Raw genomic sequence first — 3,888 nt, 5'->3', positions numbered from 1 at the left:
TTCCTCCTCCTTCCCCGCCCCCAACACGCCAGCCCACCAACACCCCCCCCCCCCCCCCCCCCCCCCCCCCCCCCCCCCCCCCCTTCTGCCCTCCCCCCCCCCCCCCCCCCCCCCCCCCCGCCCTCTTCTCGTAAGTGCACGCCGTGAATTCCGGGGCCCGCCCCGGACCCGCGATGGAAGGTCAGCCACGTGTCTGCCGCTGATACCAAGGCCGTCGGGCCGCCGGTCCCCGCACCGCCCGACCCGCAGCCGACCGGGAAGTCGTCCTCCGACGCGCCCCGGGTACAGAAGAGGAAGCGGAAGAAGGGTGAACTCCTCCCCTACTTCCTGATCCTCCCGGCGATCGTGGCGATCGCCGCCGTCTACCTCTACCCGCTCGGCAAGACGGTCATCATGTCCTTCCAGGACATGGGCCGGCGCGAACTGTGGTCCGGAGAGCCCGCCCCCTGGGTGGGCTTCGAACAGTTCACCAACATCCTCGGGGACTCCGAGTTCTGGTGGGTCACGTTCCGCACGGTCGTCTTCATGGCCATCTGCGTGGTGCTGACCATGGGCATCGGCCTGCTGGTCGCCCTGCTCATGCGCAAGCTCTCCACCTGGGTCCGGCTCGTCCTGACCGTGGCCCTGATCGCCGCCTGGTCGATGCCGCTCATGGTCGCCGCCTCGATCTTCCGGTTCATGGCCGACTCCGACTACGGACTGATCAACACCCTGATCGCCAAGGTCGTCGGCGAGGACTGGCTCGGCCACAACTGGTACCTCAACCCGGTCCAGGGCTTCGGCATCATCACCCTGCTGGTCGTCTGGGGCGCCATCCCGTTCGTCGTCGTCACCCTGTACGCCGCCCTCACCCAGGTTCCCCAGGAACTGGAGGAGGCCGCAGCGCTGGACGGCGCCAGCGCCTTCGGTATCTACAAGTTCGTCACCTGGCCGGTCATCAAGCCGGTCTTCACCATGGTCGCCACCCTGTCGGTGATCTGGGACTTCAACGTCTTCGGCCAGATCTGGCTGCTGCGCGGCAACAAGCCCGAGCCGGAGTACGAAACCCTCGGCCTCTACTCCTACTCCAAGGCGTTCGAGTCCACCTCCTTCAGCCAGGGCTCCGCGATCGCCCTGATCACGGTGCTGCTGCTGTCCGGTGTGGCCGTGTACTACCTGCGCCAGCTCATGAAGACGGGAGAGGTCGAATGAGCAGCACGACCGAGACACAGGCGCTGCGCCCCGACCGGAAGAAGAGCCGGCTCCACCTGGACATCATCGGCCTCGGCATCGCCGTGGTCATGATCTTCCCGGTCTACTGGCTGGTCATCAGCTCCCTGCGCCCCAACCGGGAGATCCGCAGCTACGACCAGAAGCTGTGGCCCACGTCGATCACCTTCGACAACTTCGAACGGGCGATCAACCAGCCGAACTTCGCCACCGCCATCCAGTCCAGCCTGATCGTCGCCGTCACCGCGGTGGTCGGCGGCATGATCATCGCGACGCTGGCGGCCCTGGCGATCGGCCGGTTCCGCTTCTTCGGCCGCAAGCCCCTGCTCCTGATCATGATCCTGGTGCAGATGCTGCCGCCGACGGCGATGCTCATCCCGATCTACGCCCAGCTGAACGCCATGGGCGGGATCGACGAGTACTGGGGCCTGATCGTCGTCTACCTGGTCTCCACGCTGCCCTTCGCCACCATCATGATCCGCGGCTTCGTCGTGAACATCCCGGTGGAGCTGGAGGAGTCCGCGATGGTCGACGGCCTCACCCGCTTCGGCGCCTTCCGCAAGGTGATCTTCCCGCTGCTCGCCCCCGGGCTGGCCGCCGCGTCGATCTTCGCCCTGGTGAACGCGTGGAACGAGTACCTCTTCGCGTACATCCTGATCAACGACAACTCCAAGTACACGCTCAACGTGTGGCTGATGACCTTCACCACCGAGCGTGGAACGGACTACGGCGCACTCATGGCGGCCTCCACCATGATCGCCCTGCCCGTCGTCGTCTTCTTCATGATCATCCAGAAGAAGATGGCCGCTGGCCTCACCTCCGGCGCTGTGAAGGGATAGTGCGGGCCCATGACCACCCTCGTTTCCACCACGGACACCCTGACGCGTGACGCGCTCGCGGTGCTCCAGCCGGGATTCACCGGAACCACCGCACCGGACTGGCTGCTGCGCCGTGTCGGTGAGGGGCTCACCGCCGTCGGGCTGTTCGGCCGCAACATCGAATCGCCCGAGCAGCTCGCCGCCCTCACCGCACGCCTGCGTGCGGAGCGGGACGACGTCCTCGTCGCCATCGACGAGGAGGGCGGCGACGTGACCCGCCTGGAGGTCAACGAAGGCTCCTCCTTCCCGGGCAACTTCGCCCTCGGCTCCGTCGACGACACCGACCTCACCCGGGCCGTCGCCCACGAGCTGGGCCGCCGGCTCGCCGTCTGCGGCGTCAACCTCAACTGGGCGCCGTCCGCGGACGTCAACTCCAACCCGGGCAACCCGGTCATCGGCGTACGCTCCTTCGGCGCCGACACCGCCCTGGTGGCCCGGCACACCGCCGCGTACGTGGAAGGGCTCCAGGCAGCCGGCGTCGCCGCCTGCACCAAGCACTTCCCCGGCCACGGCGACACCGCGGTCGACTCGCACCTGGCGACGCCCCGCATCGATGTGGATCTCGACACTCTGCACGCCCGTGAGCTGCTGCCTTTCCGGGCGGCCATCGCCGCGGGTTCCAAATCCGTGATGAGCGCGCATATCCTGCTTCCCGCACTCGACCCGGACCGCCCGGCCACTCTGAGCCCGCAGATCCTCACGGGCCTGCTCCGCCAGGAGATGGGCTACGACGGCCTGATCGTCACGGACGGCCTGGAGATGAACGCCATCTCCCAGACCTACGGCATCGAGCGCGGCGCGGTCCTCGCCGTCGCCGCTGGCGCCGACGCGATCTGCGTCGGCGGCGGGCTGGCCGACGAGGAGACGGTGGTGGCCCTGCGCGACGCCCTCGTGGCGGCGGTACGGAGCGGGGAACTGCCCGAGGAGCGGCTCGCGGACGCGGCCGCCCGTGTACGAGCCCTCGCGTCCTGGACGCAGGGGGCCCGGGGGGATGTCCCGGAGCCGGGCGCGGAAGTGCAGGAGGGGACCGCGCCCGGCACCGGAGTCAGCTCCGACATCGGCCTGGTGGCCGCCCGCCGCGCGGTGCGCGTCACCGGCACCGGCGAGCCGCTGACCGGTCCGGCCCATGTCGCGGAGTTCACCGAGGTGGCGAACATCGCCGTCGGTGACGAGACCCCCTGGGGCATCGCCGACGGGCTCGCCCGGCTGCTGCCGGGCACCGAGGCGGGCCGGTACACCAGGGAGACCGCCGACCCGGCGGCCGCGGTGCTCGCCGCCGCCAAGGACCGCCGGATCGTCGCCGTCGTCCGCGACGAACACCGCTATGCCTGGATGGGCCGGGCCCTGGACGCCCTGCTGGCGGCCCGCCCGGACACGATCGTGGTCGAGATGGGCCTTCCGGAGTCCACCCCCCGCGGCTCCCTCCACGTGGCCACGCACGGCGCCTCCCGTGTCTGCGGCCAGGCGGCGGTGGAAGCGGTGACGGGTACGACGCCGTAACCCGGCCCACCGGGCGGAGGCCGCCGGCCCGTCCTGCGTCTGAGGGATGAGGCCGTGAGGCCGGCACTCCCAGCCGGTCCGGCGATCGAGGACGAGGCCGCGAGGCCGAAAGTCGAGCCCGTCCGGCGATCGAGGACACAGCCTCTCGCCGGACGGGCGGCACAACGGCCGGGGGGGGGGGGGGGGGGGAGGGGGTGGGGGGGGAGGGGGGGGGGGGGGGGGGGGGGGGGGGGGGAGGGGGCGGTGGGGGGGGGGGGGGGAGCGGTTCCTCGGCGGGGTCGGCGGGGCCGGGGGTGCCGGT

At 70.5% G+C, this 3,888-nt stretch carries 3 protein-coding genes; all 3 read left to right on the top strand.

The window, feature by feature from the left end:
- The first annotated feature begins 189 nt into the window (after window positions 1–189).
- Genes AC0682_RS05445 through AC0682_RS05435 form a run of 3 tightly spaced genes read left to right on the top strand, consistent with a single transcriptional unit; the run spans window position 190 to window position 3,587 of the window.
- Window positions 190–1,191 (top strand): carbohydrate ABC transporter permease, encoded by a 1,002-nt coding sequence (locus tag AC0682_RS05445; RefSeq protein WP_478531050.1) that lies wholly within the window; start codon window positions 190–192, stop codon window positions 1,189–1,191.
- The gene (locus AC0682_RS05440) at window positions 1,188–2,048 is read left to right on the top strand and encodes a carbohydrate ABC transporter permease (RefSeq protein WP_254811702.1); all 861 of its coding nucleotides are present in this window, start codon (window positions 1,188–1,190) and stop codon (window positions 2,046–2,048) included. The genes AC0682_RS05445 and AC0682_RS05440 overlap by 4 nt, the downstream gene beginning before the upstream one ends.
- Window positions 2,049–2,057: 9 nt before the next feature.
- Window positions 2,058–3,587: a glycoside hydrolase family 3 protein gene (locus AC0682_RS05435; protein WP_478531049.1), complete on the top strand. Its 1,530-nt coding sequence runs from the start codon at window positions 2,058–2,060 to the stop codon at window positions 3,585–3,587.
- The last annotated feature ends 301 nt before the right edge of the window (window positions 3,588–3,888 follow it).

The sequence above is a fragment of the Streptomyces sp. NPDC043746 genome, assembly GCF_056436485.1.
This window is presented reverse-complemented; position numbering and strand designations above follow the sequence as displayed.